21 protein-coding genes are annotated in these 22,873 nt (G+C 44.1%); 20 read left to right on the forward strand and 1 reads right to left on the reverse strand.

All coding sequences use genetic code 11. The annotated features are described in order from the left end of the window. Positions 1–474, reverse strand: a complete 474-nt coding sequence (locus DWB79_RS09455; RefSeq protein WP_016523816.1) for a chemotaxis protein CheW — start codon at positions 472–474, stop codon at positions 1–3. Positions 475–613: 139 nt separating this feature from the next. Here DWB79_RS09455 and DWB79_RS09460 point away from each other — a divergent pair, with 139 nt between their 5' ends. The 20 genes from DWB79_RS09460 (at position 614) to DWB79_RS09550 (ending at position 22,850) form a co-directional block, all read left to right on the forward strand. Continuing rightward, positions 614–1,519, forward strand: a complete 906-nt coding sequence (locus DWB79_RS09460) for a patatin-like phospholipase family protein (protein ID WP_016523817.1) — start codon at positions 614–616, stop codon at positions 1,517–1,519. Continuing rightward, on the forward strand, positions 1,516–1,893 hold the full coding sequence (locus tag DWB79_RS09465; RefSeq protein ID WP_016523818.1) for a NusG domain II-containing protein: 378 nt from the start codon (positions 1,516–1,518) through the stop codon (positions 1,891–1,893). The genes DWB79_RS09460 and DWB79_RS09465 overlap by 4 nt, the downstream gene beginning before the upstream one ends. 477 nt (positions 1,894–2,370) lie before the next feature. After that, the gene (locus tag DWB79_RS09470) at positions 2,371–4,095 is read left to right on the forward strand and encodes a proline--tRNA ligase (RefSeq protein WP_016523819.1); all 1,725 of its coding nucleotides are present in this window, start codon (positions 2,371–2,373) and stop codon (positions 4,093–4,095) included. 90 nt (positions 4,096–4,185) lie between these two features. Further along, on the forward strand, positions 4,186–4,923 hold the full coding sequence (locus DWB79_RS09475; protein ID WP_016523820.1) for a DUF2715 domain-containing protein: 738 nt from the start codon (positions 4,186–4,188) through the stop codon (positions 4,921–4,923). Between the two features lie 120 nt (positions 4,924–5,043). Next, positions 5,044–5,628, forward strand: coding sequence for a Maf family protein (locus DWB79_RS09480; protein WP_016523821.1), 585 nt, complete (start codon positions 5,044–5,046; stop codon positions 5,626–5,628). Positions 5,629–5,763: 135 nt separating this feature from the next. After that, complete coding sequence (gene rpsB, locus DWB79_RS09485; protein ID WP_016523822.1) at positions 5,764–6,648, forward strand: 30S ribosomal protein S2; 885 nt, start codon at positions 5,764–5,766, stop codon at positions 6,646–6,648. A gap of 102 nt (positions 6,649–6,750) precedes the next feature. Next, a complete protein-coding gene (gene tsf / locus DWB79_RS09490; RefSeq protein WP_016523823.1) occupies positions 6,751–7,587 on the forward strand; it encodes a translation elongation factor Ts in 837 nt (278 codons plus the stop codon). A gap of 9 nt (positions 7,588–7,596) precedes the next feature. After that, positions 7,597–8,151 (forward strand): ribosome recycling factor, encoded by a 555-nt coding sequence (frr, locus tag DWB79_RS09495; protein ID WP_016523824.1) that lies wholly within the window; start codon positions 7,597–7,599, stop codon positions 8,149–8,151. Beyond that, the gene (gene uppS / locus DWB79_RS09500) at positions 8,151–8,831 is read left to right on the forward strand and encodes a polyprenyl diphosphate synthase (protein ID WP_016523825.1); all 681 of its coding nucleotides are present in this window, start codon (positions 8,151–8,153) and stop codon (positions 8,829–8,831) included. The genes frr and uppS overlap by 1 nt, the downstream gene beginning before the upstream one ends. Further along, positions 8,828–9,676: a phosphatidate cytidylyltransferase gene (locus DWB79_RS09505; protein ID WP_016523826.1), complete on the forward strand. Its 849-nt coding sequence runs from the start codon at positions 8,828–8,830 to the stop codon at positions 9,674–9,676. Before uppS ends, DWB79_RS09505 begins: the two co-directional genes overlap by 4 nt. An 83-nt stretch (positions 9,677–9,759) precedes the next feature. Then, positions 9,760–10,908: a 1-deoxy-D-xylulose-5-phosphate reductoisomerase gene (gene dxr, locus DWB79_RS09510; RefSeq protein ID WP_016523827.1), complete on the forward strand. Its 1,149-nt coding sequence runs from the start codon at positions 9,760–9,762 to the stop codon at positions 10,906–10,908. Positions 10,909–11,171: 263 nt separating this feature from the next. Next, the gene (rseP, locus tag DWB79_RS09515) at positions 11,172–12,524 is read left to right on the forward strand and encodes an RIP metalloprotease RseP (protein ID WP_016523828.1); all 1,353 of its coding nucleotides are present in this window, start codon (positions 11,172–11,174) and stop codon (positions 12,522–12,524) included. A gap of 221 nt (positions 12,525–12,745) precedes the next feature. Further along, positions 12,746–13,417 carry a CpXC domain-containing protein gene (locus tag DWB79_RS09520; RefSeq protein ID WP_016523829.1) on the forward strand — a complete coding sequence of 224 codons (672 nt, stop codon included), beginning with the start codon at positions 12,746–12,748 and terminating at the stop codon, positions 13,415–13,417. Then, positions 13,401–15,719, forward strand: a complete 2,319-nt coding sequence (locus DWB79_RS09525; protein ID WP_016523830.1) for a WD40 repeat domain-containing protein — start codon at positions 13,401–13,403, stop codon at positions 15,717–15,719. The genes DWB79_RS09520 and DWB79_RS09525 overlap by 17 nt, the downstream gene beginning before the upstream one ends. A gap of 55 nt (positions 15,720–15,774) precedes the next feature. Further along, the gene (locus tag DWB79_RS09530) at positions 15,775–16,434 is read left to right on the forward strand and encodes a TetR/AcrR family transcriptional regulator (RefSeq protein ID WP_016523831.1); all 660 of its coding nucleotides are present in this window, start codon (positions 15,775–15,777) and stop codon (positions 16,432–16,434) included. Positions 16,435–16,720: 286 nt separating this feature from the next. Beyond that, positions 16,721–19,114 carry an efflux RND transporter permease subunit gene (locus DWB79_RS09535; RefSeq protein ID WP_016523832.1) on the forward strand — a complete coding sequence of 798 codons (2,394 nt, stop codon included), beginning with the start codon at positions 16,721–16,723 and terminating at the stop codon, positions 19,112–19,114. Positions 19,115–19,206: 92 nt separating this feature from the next. Continuing rightward, the gene (locus tag DWB79_RS09540) at positions 19,207–19,992 is read left to right on the forward strand and encodes an outer membrane lipoprotein-sorting protein (protein WP_016523833.1); all 786 of its coding nucleotides are present in this window, start codon (positions 19,207–19,209) and stop codon (positions 19,990–19,992) included. Between the two features lie 372 nt (positions 19,993–20,364). Further along, positions 20,365–20,490 (forward strand): hypothetical protein, encoded by a 126-nt coding sequence (locus DWB79_RS12200; RefSeq protein ID WP_276588724.1) that lies wholly within the window; start codon positions 20,365–20,367, stop codon positions 20,488–20,490. A gap of 104 nt (positions 20,491–20,594) precedes the next feature. Next, positions 20,595–21,110, forward strand: coding sequence for a hypothetical protein (locus tag DWB79_RS09545; protein WP_016523834.1), 516 nt, complete (start codon positions 20,595–20,597; stop codon positions 21,108–21,110). A gap of 171 nt (positions 21,111–21,281) precedes the next feature. Further along, positions 21,282–22,850: a DUF1302 domain-containing protein gene (locus DWB79_RS09550; RefSeq protein WP_016523835.1), complete on the forward strand. Its 1,569-nt coding sequence runs from the start codon at positions 21,282–21,284 to the stop codon at positions 22,848–22,850. The last annotated feature ends 23 nt before the right edge of the window (positions 22,851–22,873 follow it).

Consider the following 22,873-nt stretch of genomic DNA (forward strand, 5'->3'; position numbering starts at 1 on the left):
CTAGAAAGAAGTGAGTTTCTGTAATTCTTTCGGATTAAACAATCTACGGATATCCAAAAGGATGAGATACCCTGAGTCTTGGCGGATAACCCCGTTGATATATTCGGTGCCGATACCGGTAATCATCTGAGGCGGCGGCTGAACATCCTCTTGCCGTACCATAACAACACGTGCGATGCGGTCAATTACAATACCGATTTTATATTTTCCGATTTTGAGGATGATAAATCCTCCCAAATATTCATCGTCACCGTCCAAATCCGCTTTTTTGAGATGGAACCGCTTATGCAAACTGATAATCGGTATAATTTCATTTCGCAAATGGAAAAAACCTTCGACGTAATACGGTGCATTCGGAATCTGCCGAACATCTTGAATCTTTACAATCTCTTTTACATCCATTATATCGACACCGTAAAGCTCTTCGCCGAGCTGAAAGGTAACCAGTTGAAACTGCGCGTCAGTAATCGCCATATCTATCCTCCGCTAAAATTGATAACGCCGAACGTACTTCAAAGATACTATAATTTATAACTTTCTTCAAGCATGCTGTCATCTCAGGATAAACGCACTATAGGCGTATACTGTGTTTTTTTGTATACTATCAGTTACTATGAAATGGGCACTTGTGTTATCAGGAGGCGGAGCCGCAGGGCTTGCTTATATCGGCTTTTTTAAGGCACTTGAAGAATTGAATCTCCCCAAGCCGGACTGTATTGTCGGCTGTTCGATGGGGTCGATTATCGGTGGTTTATACGCAAGCGGAAAATCGGTACGGGAAATGGAAGCCGTTTTTGAAGAATCCTTCGATATTAACCGATATGTCGGCGGCAGCGGTGTGCATATCCCGCTTTTAAAACATGCACTTAACCAGATTATTCACTATGGTACGTTGATTACCCGTATGCTTTCCGGAACGGGGGCTGATTCAGGAGAAAAAGCGCACAAATTTTTTATGGAACTTTCCGGCTGCAAATCTTTTGATGACTGTACCATTCCTTTTTTTTGCAATGCCTTTGACCTTTGTAGCGGAAAAGAAGTTGTCTTCAATTCAGGACTGTTAGCGGATGCAATGAGGGCAAGCTCTTCTTATCCCGGACTTTTTACTCCTGTTAAACGGCAGAATGAAATGCTGATAGATGCTTGTGTGATGGACAATACTCCTGTTTGGATTGCCCGCGAGCAGGGGTATAAAAATATTCTTGCGCTTACCTTTGGCGCCTTTGAACCGGTTGCCGCCTCAGAATTGGACACTTCGGTTGCGGTACTGATGAGGACACTTGCCTGTACTACTGCTCATATTGCGTTGCAGCCGAATGAGTACCCTACTGCGTTTATCAATTTGACAAGTACTCGGTCTTCCCGTGATTTTTCAGACCCTAAAAAACAGATTGCGTTTGGGTATCAAAAAACAATGGATAACAAAGATTTGCTGCAAGCTTTTTTCGCAGAGGGTATTAACGGTAAGATACAACGGGCGCTTTTAACTCGAAAAACAAAAAAAGAGTACAGCGTATGATTCCTATTTTTCGCCGCTTGCGTGTTCTTGATTATTTTATTTTTGCTTCCATTATCACTCTTTCTTTATGGGCGGGGTTTTTCCTCTATACCGGAGAGAATCGCGCACAGCGGCTGGTGATTGAAACTCCGAGCGGCAAATGGATATATCCACTTACCGAAACGCGTACGGTAGTTGTACCCGGCGCAATCGGTAATACGACCATCCGGATAGAAAATAATACTGCTTTTATTTCCGATTCTCCGTGTCCCAATAAGACCTGTGTGAATGCCGCAGCGCTCAAAAAAACAGGAGATTGGAATGCCTGTATGCCTAACAGAGTTTTCCTGCATATCGAGGGTAATACTTCTGAGGATACGTTTGACAGCAGATAGATACTCTCTTTACATAAAAAAAAAAATTCTATATGCTTTCGGTTTAGTTTAAGACAGTGAGGTATCAGGGCAACCGTATCGGAGATATTTCAAGCGGTTGCATTCCTTATTGTGCGAAATTTTTCTAAAATTTCGCACAGTTTATTTTAGAAGAAGGGTAATCACATCAGGCATATACATAAAAATCGCAGAATAATATAGGCTGGGCGACCATTTGAGCCATCTTCAACTGTTGTACATCCGTGTACAACAGTTGAAGGCGAGTTTTGTGTATGCACAAAACATCGTTGTACTGACAGGAAGTCAGTGGCTACAAACAGTATCGAGTTTTTTCATTAGAAAAACTCGAAGCTAAAAAATGTACACGGATGTACATTTTTTAGCGATGCCATCCTTGGCAGTTCTAGTAGAATGGTCTCCATTATTCTGCGGGGTTGTAAAAAGAGTCTGGTGCGATTACCCTGAGTGAGGCATAGTGTGAAAAGATCTCAAACGTTTATTCCCACATTACGGGAAACACCTGCAGAAGCAGTTGTTATCAGTCATCAATTATTATTACGCGCCGGAATGATCCGCAGATTGGGGAACGGGCTGTTTAATTATCTGCCGCTCGGTTTACGGGTGTTCAGAAAGGTTGAAAATATCGTACGAGAGGAAATCGATGCTACCGGATGTTTGGAGTGTAAGGCGTCGGTTGTCGCTCCGGGAGAAATTTGGCAAGAATCTAAGCGTTGGTACACGATGGGAGACGGGCTTTTAAGGATGAAGAATCGCCTCGGTCAAGACCTCGTTGTCAGTCCGACAAATGAAGAATCGTTTACCGCCCTTATGCGGTATGAGCTCGGTTCGTACAAGGATTATCCGCTTTCGGTGTATCATATCAATACAAAGTACCGTGATGAAATTCGTCCCCGTTACGGATTAATGCGTGCCCGTGAGTTTACGATGAAAGATGCCTATTCTTTCCATACAAATGCCGACTGTCTTGATAAAACCTACCGTGCATTCGGTGAAGCATACGAAAAGATATTCCGTCGCTTCGGTTTAAGTATTATACGGGTTCGGGCAGATTCCGGTTCTATGGGAGGCAGCGGATCCGAAGAATTCATGATTGAATCTGCCATCGGGGACGACACACTCATCCTTTGTCCGCAGTGCCGCTATTCTGCAAACGAAGAAAAAGCCGCCTGTGCACCCGATCCTTACACCGAACTTCCCGAAACAGCGGAAAAATGTACGAAGCTGCCGACGCCCGATGCTCGTACAATAGAGGAATTAGTTGCTTTCCTACACACTTCGCCGAAAGCATTCATCAAAACTTTAATTTATCAAGTAAAGGATTCCGAGGTCATCGATTCCGAATTTGTCGCAGTGTGTATCCGCGGCGATTTAGAAGTAAACGAAGCAAAGTTGACGGCGGTACTCAAAGCTGCAGAAGTTGAACTTGCCTCCAATGCGGATGTGGAAGATATTACGGGTACCGTAGTTGGGTTTGCCGGTCCTGTCGGTTTAACAAAAGCGCCCGTATTAGCTGACGAAAGTGTTATGCTGATGCATGATGCCGTTGCAGGTGCGTTGGAAAAAGATATGCACTATATTCATGTCGAACCGAAACGGGATTTTACTCCCATTATGGTGTGCGATGTCCGTATCGTAAAGGCGGGCGATCTTTGCCCCTTGTGCAAAACTCCGTTTTACAGCAAAAAAGGCAATGAGCTTGGACACATCTTCAAACTCGGTACAAAATACACCAAGAGTATGAATATGACTTACCTTGACGAGAGCGGTCAACAGCAGTATCCTTTAATGGGTTGCTACGGTATCGGTATCGACCGTGCTCTGGCATCAATTATCGAAGAGCATCACGACGATAACGGAATTATCTGGCCGATGAGCGTTGCTCCATATCATGTCGGTATTGTACCGATACAATATGAAGGAGCTATGAAGGCTACTGCTGACCGGCTGCACGATGAACTCACGGCTCGCGGGGTTGAGGTATTGCTGGATGACAGGGTAGAACGTCCGGGTGTTAAGTTCAAGGATATGGATTTAATCGGCTTGCCTATTCGACTTGTTATCAGCGATAAGAAACTGCCCAACATTGAATTTAAGTTCCGCTCGGATGAAGAGTCGATGAATATGCCGCTTGAGGGAGTTATTGATTATGTTGTACAACGTGTGCAGCGTGAATTAAAGTAGTAGGCATGGGGTGTCTCTCATATCTAAACAAATTGGAGGTAAGAGGCTACCACATTGTAGTGATCATGAAACTCTAAGGAGGATTGTATTATGAAAAAGAAGATTTTATGTATGTTTATCGGTTTAACGCTTATGGCACCGCTCGTGTTTTCTGATGGAGTCGATTTTTCGGCACAAGTGAGTCCTGTCGGATTTATGAATTTTAACGTATGGACAAAATATGATAAAGATACGATCGCCAAGGCATCAGAAACAGTGAAAAAACTATTTAAAGACTATAATAAGTTCTTTCACGACGGCTATAATATGTATACCTTAGGAGTGGATTTCAGAATAAGCGGTGCGTATCTTACACTGAATGTGGGGCTTCCCCGTAAAATTAGTATCGATGATATAAAAGATTTTGGGGGAACATTAAATAACAACTCGTTTATTTTTAACGGGCAGCTTGGCTATGGGGCGACTTTCTTTAAAGAGTCTCCTGTCAATTTATTTGTTGGTGGCGGTATAGGATTTGATATCATCAGAACAACGAGAGATATTCCGGCAACAGCATTAGCTTTGGCTGAATGGCAAGAAGAGCGTCTCATTGCTTTATTGGGGCTCGGCCTTAATGTCGGGGTAAGCTTTTACTTTCTGCCGCATGTAGGTATTTTTGCGGGCGTTACGGATAATCTTTCGTTCATACAGGTGTCTAACCAGCAATATTATACAAAGGCCGGCGCCCTTTTTTACTTACAGAATGGTGTTAAGGATATTAAAAAGATGACATCCGGGCTTTTGGCAAACAATGTTACCGCGCGGTTAGGGATCGCTTTTAAGCTGTAGAGATCCCTTGGGCAATATATTTGCCGCATTGTGTTTGTGCACTTGATTTGGATTTCTTTTCGATACGTGGGTTTCCTATTCTGCTTGCTTTTTTGGTGTTCCTCTCGTATACTGTAATGAATGGAACCCATTATTCTTGCATCCAAGTCGCCTCAGCGGCAGGATATTTTAAAACGTTTGAATATACCGTTCATCAGCATTCCGTCGGAGGTCGATGAAGTTGTCGCCTCCGATCTTCCTCCTGAAAAAGCGGTAGAGCAGATTGCATTGCGAAAAGCAGATGCGGTACTTCGCTCTCCGCTGAAAATCAATACACCGTGGATTATCGCCGCCGATACGCTCATTTTTTCTAATGGTACACCGATGGGAAAGCCTGCCGATATTGATGATGCCCGCAAGATGCTGCAATCGTATTCCAATACGGCGCATAAGGTTATAACGGCAATTTGTTGCTACGACGAAAAATTACAACATATTTCAACTCGAATCAGCAGTTCGGCAGTGTTTTTTAAGGCGTTGTCGGAAGCTGAAATTGACTGGTATCTAAGTACCGGAGAATGGCAGGGCGCTGCCGGAGGCTATCGCATACAGGGAACTGCGGCTTGTTTTATTACAAAAATAGAGGGGTCATACAGCGGAATTGTAGGCTTGCCTATTTATGAGTTATATGATATTTTGACAGAACACGGCTATAATTTTACTTGAAAAATATAGCTGTGTAAATATCCTAAAATGCAGAGAGGATCCTCTAAAATCTTACTATGTTTTTAGAAACATCCGGAGTGCATTTTTAGAGAAATAGAGAAGGATGGGCTTTGAAAAGCTCGTGAAGGAGTAACCATGGCAGTAGTAACCATGAAAAACCTGCTTGAATCCGGTGTTCACTTCGGACATCAGGTAAAACGCTGGGATCCGCGGATGAAGAAATACATTTTTGCGGAACGGAACGGTATCCACATTATCGATTTGCAGAAAACTATCACTGCAATCCGCGAAGCTTATGAGGCGGTACGGAAGACAACCGCAGCAGGAAAATCGGTCTTATTTGTCGGAACTAAAAAACAAGTACAGCAAACCATTGCAAAAGAAGCTGAACGCTGCGGAATGTTCTATGTTAACAACCGCTGGCTCGGCGGAATGTTGACAAACTTTTCTACCATTAAGAAAAGCCTCGCTCGTCTCAAGAAAATCGAAAAAATGGAAAATGACGGCACCTTTGACAGCCTTACCAAAAAAGAAGTCGCAGTGCTGCAGAAAGAAAAAGCTAAGCTCGAAAAGAACCTTGGCGGTATCAAAGAGATGAAAGACCTGCCGGGTATCATCTTTATCATCGATACACGGAAAGAAACTATCGCAATCAGCGAAGCCCGCCGTATGGGAATTCCGATTGTTGCAGTAGTTGATACAAACTGTAACCCTGAAGGGATTGACTATCCGATTCCGGGTAACGACGATGCTATTCGCTCGATTTCTTTGTTCACTCAAATTATTGCAAATGCCGTTATCGAAGCTGATAACGAAAGCGGACTCAAGATTATCGAAAATCTTCAGGACGGCGACGAGGGATTCAGCGATTCCAATATCGACCCATATCAAGACCGTGAAGATGAGGAAATTACGGATTATTCCAACTATACTCCCTCCGAAAAGCAAGAGACAAATGAGGATGCGGATGACAGCAGCAGCTCTTTAATCGATGAGGATGAGCTGTACGGCGATCGTTAAAAAGTACGGTCAGCTGCTAAAAGATGGAAAAGCTTTTGCGGCTGCCATATACTTTTGTCTCCCTCACCTAATTTAATTATTTAATTTAAGGAGAAATTTATTATGGAAATAAAAGCATCTGACGTAAAGGCGTTGCGTGAAAAAACCGGCGCCGGTATGATGGAATGTAAAAAAGCCCTGCAGGAATGCAACGGCGATGCAAAAGAAGCGGAAAAATTCTTAAAAGAAAAAGGCCTTGCGGCTGTTGAAAAGCGTGCGAGCCGTGCGACCAGCGAAGGTATCATCGTCGTTAAAACTGCCGATTCTAAAGCAGTAATGGCGGAATTAACCTGCGAAACCGACTTTGTCGCGAAAAATGCTGATTTTATCGCAGTGGGTGATAAGATTGCAGAAACTGCCCTTGCAAAAGGCTATACTGATGTTCAACAAGAACTGAGCGATATGGTACTCGACCTTGCGACTCGTGTACGCGAGAATATGGGTTTGCGGCGCTTAACTGCCGTACAAGCGGGCAGCGATGAATACATTTCGCATTACGTCCATTCCGACAAAAAAACCGGCGTTATCGTCGTATTGAAATCCGATAAGTCTGATGTATTTGCCGACAAAGCGTTTCAGGAATTTGCTTATGACTGCTGTTTGCATGCAGCGGCATTTACTCCGCTCTATGTAAAGAAAGAAGATGTCGATGCGGCGTATATCGACGAACAGCTTGAAGTATTCCGTGGACAGGTTGCCGAATTGCAGAAGCCTGACAATGTAAAAGAAGGAATCGTAAAAGGAAAGCTCAATAAGCATTTAGCTGAAATCTGCTTTCTCGAACAAGCCTTTGTTAAGGATGATAAACTGTCCGTAGCGGCAAAAATGAAAGAAGTAGGAAAGCAGCTCGGTGCGAATATCAGTCTTTCAAAGCTTGTACTGTGGCAGCTGGGTCAATAGAGGGCGGATATGAGCGATATTCATAGTGTCTATGAAGAAAAAATGAAGAAGTCGATTGCGGCGTTGAAGGATGATTTTAACGGACTTCGGACAGGTCGCGCTTCTGCTTCTTTGTTTGATAAAATACGGGTTGATAGCTATGGGCAGCCGACGCCGCTCAATCAAGTGGCGACTATTTCTATTCCGGAAGCCCGCTTAGTGGTTATTCAGCCGTGGGATAAGTCGCTGTTAGGAGAAATCGAAAAAGCCATCCTTAAATCGGAGCTTTCACTCAATCCTGCTAATGACGGTAAACTTATCCGTATCGCAATTCCGCCGCTTACCGAGGAACGCCGGAAGGAGCTGGCAAAACAAGCGAAAAACTTTGCCGAACAGTGCCGCGTTGCAATCCGCAATATTCGGCGCGATGGAATTGATGATGCAAAGAAACAGCAAAAAGAAGGTTTGTTGAGCGAGGATGCGTTGAAAACAGCCGAAGAAAAGTTCCAAAAAGCAACGGATGCTCATATCAACGATATCAATAAGCTCCTTGCTGAAAAAGAAAAAGAGATTATGGAAGGTTAATGACAGTGCAGCATATTGCCGTCATTATGGACGGCAACGGGCGATGGGCTCAGCAACGGGGGTTAGCTCGTACAAAAGGACATCGAGAAGGATTGGAAGCAGCTAAACGGATTGTGAAGGCTGTTGCCGATTTACATATACCGTATATTACTCTGTATGTGTTTTCGACGGAAAATTGGAAACGCACGGAGGAAGAAGTCGGTTTTTTGATGGGACTCATTCAACAACATCTCCGTGCGGAGTTCGCCTTTTATGCTGCCAATAATATTAAAGTGAGGCATATCGGTAACGCGGCGGCATTGCCGCGTGCAATTCAAACGGATATTGCCGATATAATGAAAAAAACGGAACACTACACGGGTACAACTATGCAGCTTGCCATTAACTATGGCGGGAAGGATGAAATTATCCGTGCAATAAAAAAGCTGAACGATGGACAGCTTGAAATGCTTACAGAAGATACCTTTGAGCAGTTGCTCGATACGGCAGGAACTCCGCCCGTTGATCTTGTTATCCGTACCGGTGGAGAAAAGCGGTTAAGCAATTTCTTATTATGGCAAACCGCGTATGCTGAATTTTACGGTACGGATGTCTTGTGGCCGGATTTTACGCCTGCTCATCTGATAGAAGCATTAGACGCTTACGGTAAACGCACACGGCGCTTCGGAAGGATCGTATGAAAAAGATTGTTGAACGGATAATAATGTTTGTCGTTGGCTTGCCTCTTGTAATCAGTTCGGTATATTTTTTACCGTATCAACATTTTTTGGTATTGCATCTCGAAATATTTGCTGTTACTGCTTTTTCAATTATAGAAATTCGCACCATGTTTTCCCGAAAAATTGCCGTCTATTCTACACCAGTTGTCTTATTTGCCGGTATGATTATCCCAGTGGCTGCATATCTGTTTATGTGTGGACTTTTTTCTCGTATCGGGATGGTCTTGATCGGTATCGGTGCGCTCTATTTTATATTCTTTGTTGAAGCCTTTTATTCGTTTTCAAAACCTTTTGAAAAAAGTATCCAACGTGTTTGTTCTGCAGTATTTATCATTTTTTACCCGGGGTTTTTGATCGTATTTCTTTCCGCTATGACTCGCTGGCCATCCGCTTCGAATATTATCGTAATATTTTTACTGATGGTTTTTTCGTGTGATTCACTTGCATGGCTTTTCGGTGTGTTGTTCGGGAAAGGAAACCGCGGTTTTGTACCGGCGAGTCCGAATAAAAGCATTGTAGGATTTGTCGGTGGACTTACCGCTGCAACTGTTGTCGGCTTTTTTGCTTTTAAATTGTTTCCTGCCGACTTTGGAAAGAGCTTAAGCGGCTCTTTAGTAACGGGTTTTTGTACCGGTTTGGCAGCCATCATCGGAGATCTTATCGAATCTATTTTTAAACGTTCCGCTGAAGTAAAAGATTCAGGAGCACTCATACTTGGACGTGGCGGTATTCTCGATAGTATTGATTCTATTCTACTTGCCGCTCCTGTATTTTATCTTTGCTATCGATTTTTCATTGGAATATAATACTCGTCGAGTGTCTCGAAAACTCGAGTATTTCAGAAAGTTAACCATGTGTTTTTAGAGGCTTCATTATAGAGAGTGGAATAATGAAAAAGATAATCGTGCTCGGGGCGAGCGGAACGATCGGACAAAATACTATCGATATTATACGCCGGTTTTCAGACCGTTTTGAACTTGTCGGTGTTTCCGTCCACACGAAGACCGATGTGTTAGATGCCTTACGTGCCGAGTTCCATTTCAATGATTTTGCGGTAACGGATTCCGCCGCAGCCGCAGGATATGATGCAAAGCATCGCAGCCTTGAAAGATTTCTCATGGAAACTCCCGCCGATATTGTCGTGAACGGTATTGCGGGTGCCGCTGGATTACCGGCATCCCTCATTGCGGTTCGGACTCATCGAATACTCGCGCTTGCAAATAAGGAAAGCATTGTGATGGCGGGGCTTCTTTTACAGAAAGAAGCCGAAAAGTATCATTCTATGATTATTCCGGTCGATTCCGAGCATTCAGCCATTTACAGCTTAATACAGGCTCATGGACGGGAGGCTATTGAACGCCTGATCATTACCGCTTCAGGCGGTCCCTTTAGGACGTGGACAAAGGAACGTATTCAAGAGGCCACCTTACAGGACGCGCTTAAACACCCAACGTGGACGATGGGCGCTAAAATTACGATCGATTCCGCATCCCTTGCCAATAAGGCTTTGGAAGTAATCGAAGCGGTACATCTTTTTGATATGGATGCCGACCGTATTACCGTTGCGGTGCATCCGTCGAGTGTCGTACATTCAATGGTGCAGCTTACCGGCGGTGAAGTTTATGCGCAGCTTTCTCCGCCCGATATGCGAAACCCTATTTTTGCTGCGCTCAGTTATCCTGAAGAGCCGCCGCCCTATCTTGCGCCGCTCGATTTTACCAACCCTTTAGACCTGCACTTCGAGCCGCCGCGGATGGAAGATTTCCCGATGTTATTGCTCGGCTTTACCGCCGCCCGTAAAAAGGCCGGGTACCCGATCGCATTCAACGCCGCCAATGAACAGGCGGTTGCGGCGTTTTTGCGCAATCAAATCCTGTTTGTGCATTTAGCGGAGATTACCGCACAGGTGATGCAGGAAGATTGGAGCGCCGCGCCGAAGGATATAACGGATGTTATGCGCATTGACGAATCCGCCCGCCGCCGCGCAGACTCCTTGATACAGTTTATTTTAGAAGAGAAGGGAAAACGAATCAGATAAATAAATAAGAATCGCAGAAGAAGTGAGTTTATGTCTGGTAAAACAAACTTTTTCGTTAGCCTTTTGAAAATAGTGGTACCGGATACAAGGCGCGAACAAAAATAAAGCGCAAGCGTACTTGTTGTACGTTGAGCATTTATTTTTGTGTAGCAACGAAGTAGGCGGTATGCATATTTTCAAAAGGGAAGGTTGAACAACCCTATTTATTTTGCGGGGTGTAAAAAAAATAACCTGATGCGGTTACCCTGCGAAGGACTATATAGATGATAAAATTTTTGATCGGGTTGCCGGTACTCGGCATTGTCGTATTTATCCATGAGCTGGGGCACTTCATTGCCGCTAAGCTCTGCGGAGTGTCGGTAGAAAGCTTTTCCATTGGCTGGGGGCCGGTACTGCTGCATAAAAAGTTTGGTACAACCGACTACCGGCTGTCGGCGATTCCCCTTGGCGGTTACTGTGGCATGAAGGGCGAACACGCATTTAGAGAAGCTTATGAGAAAAAACTGTCGAGTGTCCCCAAGGAAGAGGGGAGCTTGTTTGCCGCACATCCCTTTAAGCGGATACTGATAGCATTTGCGGGGCCATTTGCCAACCTCTTGCTTGCCGCCGTTGCGCTTGCTATGATAAGCGGGCTTGGCAGGACATACTATACCACTGATAACCGCATCGTGCCGGTGTACTGCCTCGATCCGAGCGACCAATCGCCTGCGCGGACAGCCGGTTTACAGATAGGCGATCGTATTCTCCAAATCAATGGCGAAAAAATAGCGAACTTTGCCGATATTCAGCAGATTATCGCGCTACACCCGGAAGAATCGCTTACAATGATTATTGAACGAGGCAGCGAGCAGCTCAGCATGACGATACGCCCTGATTTGAATAAAAAGACCGGTGCGGGGCAGGTCGGTATTTACCGTTATGTGCCGCTCGAAATTGCCTCTGTGCGGAAAGATTCCGCTGCCGATTTAGCGGGAATAAAAATAGGTGATCGTATTATCGGTATTGACGGCACGGCGCTCGATAACCAGATGGCGCTGATATACTTTTTCCGCGACTATACGCAAAAGACCGCACTCTTTGAGCTTATCCGTGCCGGTGAGCGGATTGAGCTGCCGGTAAACCTTGTCCGCACGGAAAATGGCAGCGTCGATCTCGGTTTGAATTGGGAATATATCACTGTAAATGAAGAAGGAACCGGTTTTATTGCCAGTTTGCGCCAAGGGATGGTGCAAACCGGAGAACTGACGGTTGTTACGCTGAAAAGCCTCGGTCTTTTGTTTAAAGGCGTAAGTATGACCGAAGCGGTTGCAGGGCCGGTACGAATCAGTTCGATGATTGGCGGTCTTGCAGCAGACGGCTTTAGTGAGAATGTACGGGCGGGCTTTGTGAATATCGCAGAAATTGTTGCGATAATATGTGTCTCTCTCTTTTTAATGAATCTTTTGCCCATTCCTATTTTGGACGGCGGATTGATCTTTACCGCCTTTATCGAATGTATTGTCCGTCGGCAAATACCTCCTCGTGTGTTATATTACCTACAGTTTGTAGGAGTCGCCTTTATCGCCGTGCTTTTTTTCTTTGCATTATGGGCGGATATCTTATATATTATGAAGTGAGAAAGCTTTAGGGAACCTCTAAAAACTGAAGTTTTTAGAGGTTTTCCTTAGATTTAATTTGCGATGTTTCTGTTTAAGTCATTACAATATAAAGACTTAAACAGAAACTCGTTATCAGCTATGCTGATGAGGTATCTTCTAAAAATCTAACCGAGTTTTTAGAGATACCCTTTAGAACTATTCGCTTGTGAAGCAAGTTCAGCGTTTTTTTAGGAGAAATTATGCAAAAAATTACCTGTAAATGTGACTGTTCGTTTGATGTGGAATATGAAAAAACAATCGATCTTGATGCTCGCCCTGCAATCAAAGAAGATATAAAAAAAGGGTCTTTTTTGTCTTTTATATGTCCTTCCTGCCATTCAAAAGTCAATATCGAGCTTGAAACGGAATTTGTGTGGAAATCGAAAAAGACAACACTGCTGTTTGTACCCGAAAAAAAGCGTATGGAATGCCTCGCCTTTTGCGCAGGCGCTGTCCGAATTGATGCGGAAAATAATAAAAAGTTAAAGACTGAGTTTCTGAAGAAAGGACAAATACCTGTTATCGGTTATCCTGAACTTGCAGATCGGATTGCCGTCCTTGATTCCGGCTTAGACCCGGAAATTGTGGAAGCGGTAAAATTCTTTTTGCTGGATAACGGAAAGAATATTAAGGGTAAGCAAATTCAAATCCTATTTGAAAAACTCAATGATGACGCAATTGAATTTCATGTGCATGGATTACGGGAAAAAGAAGTTGCAGTGATGCGTATCCCGCTGAATCTTTATCGTTCGATTGAAGCGGATCGCAAAGCGAAAAAACAAAAAGAAGTCTTTCAAGCCTTATGGCTCGGTGCCTATCTTTCCTATAAGAATATTCATGCCGAAGGAGACGACCATGAGCCGGCGGTTTAGATGCATCCTACTTTTGTTTTTATTTTTATGTGCGTTTACAAGTATACAGGCACAGACCACCGGTCACACCGGCTCAACAGCTGCGTCAACCAAACCGGCGGTACCGGCAATCGAACAAACTGCTACTGATGAATACTTGCAAACGGATACATTGGATAACAATGACGATTCGGGTGCACAACAGCAATCCAAATCCGATAACCCTACCGATGCCGGAGAGCAATCATGTACTACTGCACAGGATACATCGAAAAAAATACCGGAGAAATCAGACAAAACCGGAGTTGTATCTGCTTCCGATGAACCACCTCGCATGGAAGATTCTGTTCCGAAAGGAACGGGAGAAAGTGCTGCCGGAGAGCAGAATGGCAAGGGGGTATCGGAGAATACCGATGCCAATGCAGAATCTGCGACAGAATCTGAGCTTGATGAAAATCTTGCCGATACGGCGATGCAAAAAAATGGTGTAGGGGGACAAGACCCTTCTGTAAAAAACAGTCTGGAACGGGCACGTATTTCTCATCAATTTGAAGGCGGGGTTACCGCTATCGCCGACTCTTCCATTACGCATTCTTTTTTTGCTGCAGGGAAAGACGGCTTTATTACCCGTTTTTCATATAGAACGATGAAGCCCGAAACGTGGCAGGTATCGACTATGCCGATTAAGCGCATTGCCGTCCATCCTAAAAAAACGTTTGTCGCCGTCTATGAAACGGACGGTTTCAGCATTCATACTATTTCCCTCTGGGATTGGCAAACAAAAAAACAGCTGTACGCAAAACGCTTTACCAGCTCTGTTCTTTCACTATCGTGGTCGGCACAGGGGACATATCTCTTTATCGGAACCGCATCGACGGAAGGCATTACTATCCTTGATGCAAGCGGAAAGATTAAAAAAGTGTATCCGCGTCCGCCGGGAATTGTGCTGCTTGCCGCGACCGGCCCGAGCGAAAAAAGCATCGTAACATACGGAGAAACCGGCAGGCTTGTGTATGCCGATATTGCGAAAAAATCCATTCTGACACAGTACGAAACAGAAGATCGGTTGGAAAATCCTGAGCTTATTAAGAATTATACCCAGATTATCGGGTATAAAAGCGGAAATGTTGTGGTGGTAAAGGCTGCTTCTGGTGAGGTATTGGAAAATTATCCTGCTCGTTCGGCGCTGTTTGCAGGGAAGATTACGGATAGCCTGCCGGTATGGATTGAAAAAGGGGACGCGCGGCGAACATGGCATTTGTGTCAAGGCGATAAAAAATCCCCCGCTTTTACTCTTCCGCATCCCGCAGTTATCACGGCAGCAAGGCATGTCGATGCAACGGTTGTAATTGGAACCGATGACGGTAGACTATACCGTTTAAAGCAAAATAGTGATGCGACAATTTCGCTAACGGAGTTGAACATCGATACTTCAATTCAAGTTAGTGATATATGTACGAAAGATTCTAAAATCTATATGTTGAGCGGTTCGACGCTGTATGCCGCCGCTTCTCCGACGGATGAGCCGGAACCCGTTATCCACTCCGTTTCAGGCGAACGGTGTACTGTATACGGGAACGGCTTTTTATTTTGGTCTGCGGAAAAAAATGCACCGCTGTATTATGCAGAGGAAGGACAAACACCGACTATTCTTTACCGTCCGCGGGAACGGCTCAATTCGGTTTCGGTTTATAAAGATACTATTGCCGCGGTACGGGCGTTTAGCGGTCTTGTTCTATTGGACGGTAAAAGCGGAAAGCAGTTATTTACGTATCAAGCAGCCGGATTACAAGATGCAGTACAGGTTGATGACACATTCGTGCTTATCACCAAAAGTACAGGAGGTATTATCCGTCAGCCGCTCCTTCTTATCGATATAAGGACAGGCGAAACCATCCCGCTTAATATGGAAGGAGATATTGCCTTTTCCGCACAGGCAAATAATAAAGTAAAGAATACGTTTTCCTGCTTCCGGTTAAAAACGGAAAAGACCACGCAAACTGATTTAATGACGATGAAAATCGATACAACACATCCTGCCCGCAGTAGTTTTACCGCGGCGCTGTCTTATGGAGATGAAAACTTACAAGCCTCGCTCTACGATGACGGATACGCAGTGCTTACCAACCTCGGAAAAAATCAGCTGAGTTATTACGATAAAAAGCGGAGAGTAATTCGGCAACTTCCGCGGGATTATGCTCTTTCTCGTAAAGCGCTGATGACGGATACATACATTGTCAGTGTGAATTATGACGGTTCCCTTTCATGGCTTAACCGCCGGACGATGCAGTTGTTGCAGCATAAAACGCTGACTGAGAATTGAGGTTAATGAAGTTGCCCTCTTAACAATTTGCAAACGGCAATCTATACTATCAGTAATGAAAGAATCGAAAAAAAGGCGCAATACTTATACTGAAATTCTCAAAAATGCAAAAATGGAATTTTTGCGAAAAGGTTTTGAGAAAGCGTCTATGCGATCCATCGCATCAATGACGGGAATAACCGCCGGCGCTTTGTATAAACACTTTCCGTCAAAGGCTGCAATCTTTGAAGCACTGGTGCAGCCGCTTATTGCGCAAACATTAAGTATCGGTACCGATTTTTCCGAAATCGTGATTGATCTATTCAAGGCAGAAAATAACACGGCGATAAAAGAGGTTATACGCACATCGATATGGAATTTATATAATCTTGTTTATAGCCGCTTTGACGAATTTAAGCTGTTGTTTAATCGTGCTACAGGAACAAAATACGAAAATATCCGCCATGAATTTGTAATGGCGGATGTTGCAGCATGTAAAAAATTCATCGACGATTTAAAAAAACATGGAATCAATATCCGTCCTTTAAGCGACGACCAGCTTCATTTGATTTACAGCACTGCCTTAACGCCGTTTTTTGAGATTATAACCCATGAATATTCTTATGAAAAAGCTCAAGGATTTATCGATATATTAACCGATGTCATGTATTTCTGCTGGAATAAAATTATGCAGCCGGAAACACAATCAGGACAATCACACCAGCTGCCTTTTTAGCCCCCCAGCAGAATCAGAGGTTGCTCAACCAGAATTGAACCTCTTCGCGGTTAAAATGGGCTCACAACCTCTTGATTCTGCGATATTTGATTTACACTTCTGACGCAATCGCTCTTCTGCTAAAATAAATTATGTGAAATTTTAGGTAAAATTTCACATAGAAAGAATGCAACTGCATCATTCACGCGAGGAATACAATCGAACCTATTGACAATTTTTAGAAGAATTCTATACTAAAATAGTAAACATTGTTTACTATTTTAGTTATCAATAAGAGGCTTCTTAGATGAAACTTGAAGGGATACATTTCTTTTTTAAAAAAATTGCGGAATTTCAATTAAAATACCGCTGGCTCTGTTTGGTTCTGCTTGCGACTGTAACGGTTGCGGGGCTTATAGGCGTAAAAAGTTTTAAGGTCGGCTCGGCTGATGAAGACGAGTTTTTAACCGTAAAAGAAAGCACAAAAAAAAATGATGCGCGGTTTAAGGAATTGTTCGGCAGTAACGATTCGATCGTGCTGCTATTTGAATCAGACGATGTATTTAAGCCGGAGGTGCTCCAAGCAATTAAAGAAATCGGCGCCGAACTTTTGGAAAAAGTACCATATTCGGATTCCATCACTTCGATTACCGATACGGATATTACCGTCGGTACGGACGAAGGTATAGAAATCACCAATCCGTTTAGGGACGGTATTCCTTCCGATCCTGCCGCATTAAAAGCTGCCAAAGACTTTATCCTTTCGCGTAAGTCGATTGTGAATAAGCTCGTAACACAGGATGCGACGGAAACATGGCTGGTACTGTCGCTCAAGGCGACACCGCCTGAAGAAGTCTGGAGTAAAACTTCGACAAAGGCTCCGATGTACGTTATCGGAGAAGCGGCAATCGACATTGTTACCGACCCTAAATATCACAGCACTGCCTATACCATAAAACCTGCGGGGCTTCCCTATACCGAAACGGAAGAAAAAGTTGTGATGGGACAGGAGACCACAAAAAGCGTCGGGTTGAGCTTTCTCTGTATGATTATTCTGCTCATTGTATTTACTCGGTCGCTCCGAGGAACGATTGTGCCATTGTTCGCGACTTTCTTCGGCATTACCACGGTACTCGGTATTATGGGCTTTTTGCATATTTCGGGAAAGTCGGAGATGATGTCGGTTCCGATTGTGCTTGCGATGGCTCTTTCGGTCGGTTACTCAATTCACCTCGTCAATTCATTTAAAACAAGCTTTTATGAACTCGGCAAACGGAAAGAGGCTGTTATCGCTTCGATTGAAAATACCGGTTGGCCGCTCTTTTTTACTGTCGTTACTACCGTTGTTTCGGTGCTGTCGTTTTTAACGACTGACCTTAAGCCGATGCGCTGGATGGGGGCCGCAAGCGCCGCGATGGTGTTTGCCGTGTATGTCTATGTCAGCGTTCTCATTCCCATTCTGATGAGCTTCGGAAAAGATATTGAAGCCGGTAAAGATTCGGCAAATGCTCATACAAAAAGAGCTGTACGTGCGCAAAAATTGGATAAATGGTTTGAACGGTTCGGACATTCCGTTATCAAAAGACGCAAAGCGATCATCGTTGCATTTACGCTCATCACTGCGGCGTGTATTCCGGCCTTGTTCAGAATAGATGTCAATATGGACAGCTTTAAATTTATGGGATTGCGTATTCCGTATATTAAACGTCTTTATGAAATTACGCAGTCGCAGCTCGGCTCCTATTTTAACTACAACATTATGCTCACCTTTGATGAAGATGATGCAGTCAAAAATCCCGATGTGCTTAAAAAACTTGATGAGCTGAGCACACTCATCGGGACGTTCAGATTAACAAAATTGAATAACGGAGTGCCGAAGATATTCTCGATTTTGGATATTGTCAAAGAGATGAATCAAACGATGCACTCCGATGATCCTGCGTTTTACACGATTCCCGATGATGAAGATTTGCTCGCGCAGCTGCTGTTCTTGTACGAAATTTCAGGCGGGCAAACATCGCGTTGGGTTGACGAAGAGTTCCGTACGCTTCGTATGTCGATTGATGTTGCCTCGTATGATGCGAACGAGCTTGCGGCAAATCTGAAAACTATCGAGCAAACATGTGCGGAACTATTTCCGCAGACGGACTGTCATTTAATCGGAAGAGCCGTGCAATTTGCGGAATTGAACAATAAAATCGTATTCGGTGAGCTGTACTCATTTTTGACATCGCTTGTTGCAATTGCAATTTTGATGATGCTTGTATTCAGCAGTGTGAAAATGGGATTGATCGGACTTATCCCGAACATCTTCCCCGTTCTTGTCATCGGTGCAATTATGGGTTATCTCGATATTTCACTGGATCTTATGACGATGGCAATTATGCCGATGATTCTGGGTATTGCGGTTGATGACACTATCCACTTTACCAACCACGCAAAGTATCTTTTTGAAAAAGATAAATCATATACGGACGCATTATTCGGAACCTTTTACTCGATCGGAAAGACACTTGCGATGACAACGATTATTTTGTCTGCAACATTTTTAGTGTATCTTACGTGTAAGATTGATGCGATTTTGCGTCTCGGTGTATTGGCTGCGGTCGGTCTTTTGTCTGCGCTCGCCGCAGACTATTTTATGACCCCAGTACTGATTTACATAAGTAAACCATTTGGGAAAGAGGAAACTAATGGGTAGTGCGTAATTGATAATTGGTAATTAAAGCGATTTACGTGCAGCAGTAATTACCAATTACGCATTACAAATTACCAATTAAAAGAGGAGCATGTATGAAAATGATAAAACACGTAATTGCGCTGATTGTGTTTGCAGCAGTGGCGGTGAGTCTTGCCTTTACACAAGAGTTGACGGGTAAAGAGATTATGCAAAAGGTTGATAAACGCGAAAAAGCTGCAACCGATTCATTTACGATGCGGATGACGCTCATCAATTCCGGCGGTAAAAAGCGGGTACGCCAAGTTATAGCATATTCGAAGGATTACGGCAGCGAGAAAAAAACGGTGATGGTGTTTATGCTGCCCGCTGATGTGAAAGGCGTCGGATATCTTTCTTTCTCGTATGATGATGCGTCGAAAAACGATGACCGCTGGCTCTATATGCCTGCGCTTAAAAAGGCGAAACGCATTTCCGGATCTTCAAGTCAGGACTATTTTATGGGCACCGATTTTACCTACGATGATATAAGCGGGCACAAGATCGATGATTACACATACACACTGCTTGCAGAAGAAACGGTGGACGGAAAAAACTGCTGGAAAGTTGAATCGGTTCCGGTACAAAAATCGATGTATTCAAAATATATTTCGTGGATTGATAAGGAATCACTGGTGCAGGTAAAGGCGGAATTTTACGATGAGCAAGGTTCGCTGTTGAAAGTGCTTACGGTAAGCGGCATCGAGAAAAAAGACGGTTTTTGGACTGCGGGCAAAATGGAAATGAACAACCTGCAAAAAAAGCATAGCACCGTTATCGAAACGCTCAAGCACGAGTTCAACAAAAACATTTCGGACTCGTATTTTAGGGTGAATTCATTAGAAGAAGGCAAAATCAGGTAATCCTTTTGAAATATGCGGGGCATCTGCGTTGTCGCTTAACAAAAAACAGTCCTCGACGTACAAAAAGTACGCCTGCGGGTGTTTTTTGTACGCTCCTAGCATCTGCACCGCCTATTTCAAAAGGCTGACGGAAAAGCTATGTACCGTGTGTCGCTACTGAAAATCCTCAACGTATCAGTACCGCCACGGATGGCGGTGGTTCTAATCAGTAACGTGTTTGCCTTGCAAACACGTAGGTAAAAAATGTACAGGGATGTACATTTTTTACCGTGCCTGCGGTTAATTTTTTCTCGCGCCTCGGATCTACACCGTCTATTTTCAAAAGGCTTACGGAAAGGGTTATTTTTTATATGCTGCTACTGAAAATGTTCAATGTATCAGAAGCGGCACGGACGCCGCTGGTTCTATGCAGTAACAAGTTTGCTTGCAAACTTGCAGCTCAAAAATGTACACGGATGTACGTTTTTGGGCGAGGATGGCGGTGGTTATAAGCAGTAGTGTGTTTGCCGTGCAAACTCGTCGTTGAACAGCGTACAAGGATGTACACTGTTCAACAGGCTATTTCAAAAGGCTGACGGAGAGGGAGCAAAAAGGGGTTGGCAATGGATATAATCAGGGCAGTATTGGACGGCATAGCGATGGCTGCCATATTTAACGGTTCGGCGGCGGCTCTTGTAATAGCAAACCCGAGATATTTGATGGATTCATATCCTAAGGGAATTCAAAAAGCTGCTCCTGAGCCAATGAATAAGAAAGAAAAACGGGTAAATAAAATATTTACGGTGATAGTAATGGGAGCGTGCTGGCTTTATGGAGTAATAAGCGTATTGCATGGCGGAATTCATACGTTTAAGGCATTGTTTTGGACTGCATATATTCATTGGATTATTGTGAATTTCGGTGATTTTTTCTTGTTGGATTGTCTTTTATTCCAAAAGTGGACGAAGCTAATTGTCATTCCGGGAACGGAAGATCACCCAATCTATCAAACAAAAAATTGGATGAAGGTTATCGGAATACCGGAACATTTTTTATTGTGGCCGTTTATAACGGTTCCGCTTTTTTCTTTAGTTCAAACAGGTATTGTAATGCTCATACAATTTTTGTTTTCCTTCTAAGGCTTACATGAAAGTACACTGAGAAAGGCGATTGCTTATGGTAAGCTTGTCAACGGAATCGATGCCTGCAAATATGGTAAACAGTGGGTTATTTCTGCGGAAGCTATGAAGCGGGAATACGGACAACCGGTAAATTAATAGGATACTGCTATCGAAAAGTAAGGAGACAATATGAAAACAATACAGAAGTATGGACAATTATTTTTGTCAAGGGCTATTATTTGTTTACTGTTTTTTGTATTGACGCTTCCCTGTAGTGCGCAGGATGCTGCGGGCGTAGACGGAAAGGTAGAAACAGCTCAAGCAGCTGATGCGTCCTCCGGTAGTGAAGCTGCATCTCAAGTAAATGATGATTTAGGAGATGACGAATTTTCTACCGATTCGGAAGATGACGGCGCAAAACCGATCTTTACGGTAAGCGGCAAAATTGAAACGCTGCACGGAGTCCGCTGGAATGATGTTAAAAAAAATCTCGAATACGGAGCATCCCGTTCTATCGCACAGATAAAAGGCGAGGTCTCTGCCGGCTCTTCTTATGCGGTTATGTCCGCCGCAGCTGAATACAATTACCGCAACCCCGCACGCACTGGCTTCCGGTTGAACGAAGCGTATTACCGCTATTCGGGTGAGATATGGGATATCAGTGTCGGACGGCAGGTTATTGCGTGGGGGCAGGCGGATGGGTTTAAGCTCACCGATGTATTAAGCGCACGGGACAGCTCGGAGTTTATCTCCTTTAGCGGAGATGAAGCGCGGCTCCCGTCGGACAGCATCCGCCTGCGTTTTTTCCACGATCTTTTTACGTTTGAAGCGGTCGCCGTACCGTTTTTTACACCGAACAAGCTGCCGCGCTTCGGGTTTGAGCCGGGCGCCAAAGACGGGCTGTACTACATCGGCACACCGGATACTTTTAATACGCCGTTCGGTTCCATTCCCGTTCATTACACAAAAAAGGAAAGCGCAAAGCCCAAGATGTTTACCGACACGGAAGCCGCCGCCCGGTTCTCCTTCTTTTTACCCGGTATCGATTTTTCGGTTTCCGGCTTCTACGGTTGGGATAAGACGCCTGAGTTTATGAAACGGGGTGAATGGGAAGGGCAATTAACTAATCCTTCTCTGCCTTTTCATCCTATTTTGAATAAGTTTATCCCTGCAAAGGAAAAAGCGGAGCTGATTCTTGACGCTTGCTATAACCGTATCTGGATGGCAGGCTTTGATGCTGCGATTCCTGCAGGGGATGTAACAATACGTTTGGAAACGGCGTGGGTAGGTGACCGTAAATTTGAACCAAAACAAGCAAATTTGATAAAAGGGATTACATTTACAGATCGAACAATGCACGTCCAGTTTAATCAAGCGATGAAAAAACACCAGCTGCTGATGCTTGCCGGCATTGACTGGATTAAGAGTTCGTGGACGCTGAGCGCTCAGTATTTTGAAGATCTCATCCTCAATCATAAAAACGATATAGAGCGGCCGATGCACAAGGGCTTTGTCAGCCTCAGTGTAAGTAAAACATTCTTGCGCGATACGCTGAAACTTTCGGCAAGCGGCGTTATCGATATAAACTACGGTAGTACATCCAGCACCTATTCGGTTAGCTATGCCCTCACCGATAATATCAATTTTGCACTCGGCGGGGATGTGTACACCAAAGGCTACGACGGCAAGGGCGACTTTGCAGCCTTACACAAAATAAGCGCTATATGGCTGAAAGGCACGTTTATTTTCAGCCACTAAAATGGCGCGGCTGAAAAACACTG

Source organism: Treponema medium, from assembly GCF_017161265.1.
GTDB lineage: Bacteria > Spirochaetota > Spirochaetia > Treponematales > Treponemataceae > Treponema > Treponema medium.

Bases quoted from the DNA above. Each gene is read 5' to 3' on its own strand.
- frr (WP_016523824.1), top strand. From the start codon at position 7,597: ATGAGCGATATTCATAGTGTCTATGAAGAAAAAATGAAGAAGTCGATT.
- DWB79_RS09545 (WP_016523834.1), top strand. From the start codon at position 20,595: ATGGATATAATCAGGGCAGTATTGGACGGCATAGCGATGGCTGCCATA.
- DWB79_RS09520 (WP_016523829.1), top strand. From the start codon at position 12,746: ATGCAAAAAATTACCTGTAAATGTGACTGTTCGTTTGATGTGGAATAT.
- tsf (WP_016523823.1), top strand. From the start codon at position 6,751: ATGGAAATAAAAGCATCTGACGTAAAGGCGTTGCGTGAAAAAACCGGC.
- DWB79_RS09475 (WP_016523820.1), top strand. From the start codon at position 4,186: ATGAAAAAGAAGATTTTATGTATGTTTATCGGTTTAACGCTTATGGCA.
- DWB79_RS09480 (WP_016523821.1), top strand. From the start codon at position 5,044: ATGGAACCCATTATTCTTGCATCCAAGTCGCCTCAGCGGCAGGATATT.
- DWB79_RS09505 (WP_016523826.1), top strand. From the start codon at position 8,828: ATGAAAAAGATTGTTGAACGGATAATAATGTTTGTCGTTGGCTTGCCT.
- rpsB (WP_016523822.1), top strand. From the start codon at position 5,764: ATGGCAGTAGTAACCATGAAAAACCTGCTTGAATCCGGTGTTCACTTC.
- DWB79_RS12200 (WP_276588724.1), top strand. From the start codon at position 20,365: ATGTATCAGAAGCGGCACGGACGCCGCTGGTTCTATGCAGTAACAAGT.
- DWB79_RS09460 (WP_016523817.1), top strand. From the start codon at position 614: ATGAAATGGGCACTTGTGTTATCAGGAGGCGGAGCCGCAGGGCTTGCT.
- rseP (WP_016523828.1), top strand. From the start codon at position 11,172: ATGATAAAATTTTTGATCGGGTTGCCGGTACTCGGCATTGTCGTATTT.
- DWB79_RS09550 (WP_016523835.1), top strand. From the start codon at position 21,282: ATGAAAACAATACAGAAGTATGGACAATTATTTTTGTCAAGGGCTATT.
- DWB79_RS09535 (WP_016523832.1), top strand. From the start codon at position 16,721: ATGAAACTTGAAGGGATACATTTCTTTTTTAAAAAAATTGCGGAATTT.
- DWB79_RS09530 (WP_016523831.1), top strand. From the start codon at position 15,775: ATGAAAGAATCGAAAAAAAGGCGCAATACTTATACTGAAATTCTCAAA.
- DWB79_RS09540 (WP_016523833.1), top strand. From the start codon at position 19,207: ATGAAAATGATAAAACACGTAATTGCGCTGATTGTGTTTGCAGCAGTG.
- DWB79_RS09465 (WP_016523818.1), top strand. From the start codon at position 1,516: ATGATTCCTATTTTTCGCCGCTTGCGTGTTCTTGATTATTTTATTTTT.
- DWB79_RS09525 (WP_016523830.1), top strand. From the start codon at position 13,401: ATGAGCCGGCGGTTTAGATGCATCCTACTTTTGTTTTTATTTTTATGT.
- uppS (WP_016523825.1), top strand. From the start codon at position 8,151: ATGACAGTGCAGCATATTGCCGTCATTATGGACGGCAACGGGCGATGG.
- DWB79_RS09455 (WP_016523816.1), bottom strand. From the start codon at position 474: ATGGCGATTACTGACGCGCAGTTTCAACTGGTTACCTTTCAGCTCGGC.
- dxr (WP_016523827.1), top strand. From the start codon at position 9,760: ATGAAAAAGATAATCGTGCTCGGGGCGAGCGGAACGATCGGACAAAAT.